Source organism: Bacillus haikouensis (assembly GCF_013179555.1).
Classification (GTDB): domain Bacteria; phylum Bacillota; class Bacilli; order Bacillales; family Bacillaceae_B; genus Rossellomorea; species Rossellomorea haikouensis_A.
Map to the genome: position 1 here is coordinate 1 of NZ_JABMCR010000578.1, position 908 is coordinate 908.

The 908-nt window shown below is 43.1% G+C and carries 1 protein-coding gene; it reads left to right on the forward strand.

Annotated elements, in window-relative coordinates; translation table 11 throughout:
* Nucleotides 1-215: 215 nt before the first annotated feature.
* Entirely contained in the window at nucleotides 216-905 is a 690-nt protein-coding gene (locus HP456_RS24400; RefSeq protein WP_172255843.1) for a response regulator transcription factor, read from the forward strand.
* Nucleotides 906-908: the final 3 nt, after the last annotated feature.

Below are 908 nucleotides of genomic sequence, written 5' to 3' on the forward strand. Positions count from 1 at the left end.
CGAAGAAAATGGAACAAAGCTGACAGTTGAATGTAAATATGCTGATTATGAAAAATACCAGCAGTATGTCGTTCGATAAATGAATAGAAATACGGGAAAGGGACTTTTTCAAGAAAGTCCTTTTTTCTTTAAGTAAATGCACATTCCAATCTTTTCTAGAAATCACTACAAATATAGGCTAAAATTTAACTAATTAACTAGTGTGGTGATAAATCGTGTTTAGAATTCTGTTAATCGAAGACGATACAACTCTTTTCAATGAAATTAAAAACCGCTTATCCCAATGGCAGTATCAAGTTCAAGGGATAGAGGATTTCGGCAGGGTAATGGAGGAATTCTCCGTGTTCAAACCCGACCTGGTGGTCATCGATATCCAGCTGCCGAAGTTTGATGGTTTTCACTGGTGCCGGATGATCCGTTCCCATTCGAATGTCCCGATTCTTTTCTTATCCTCACGGGACCACCCTACTGATATGGTGATGTCGATGCAGCTCGGCGCAGACGATTTCATCCAGAAACCCTTTCACTTTGATGTGCTGATTGCGAAGGTCCAGGCCACTCTCCGCCGTGTGTATAATTACAACACGGAGCAGGTGAGCCTCAAAACATGGTGCGGTGCAGCTGTGGATTACGAGAGGAATACCGTCAGCAATGAAGTCGGATCAATCGACCTGTCCAAGAATGAGATGTTCATCCTAAAGCTGTTGATCGCTCAAAAAAACAAGATAGTCAGCAGGGACAGCCTGATAAACTCATTGTGGGATGATAAGCGGTTCATCAGTGACAACACGTTGACAGTAAACGTGAACCGCCTCCGCAAAAGGCTGGATGAAATTGGGCTCGGAAAGTACATTGAAACGAAAGTAGGACAGGGATACGTTGCCCTTGAAGGGGATAGCTTATGATCA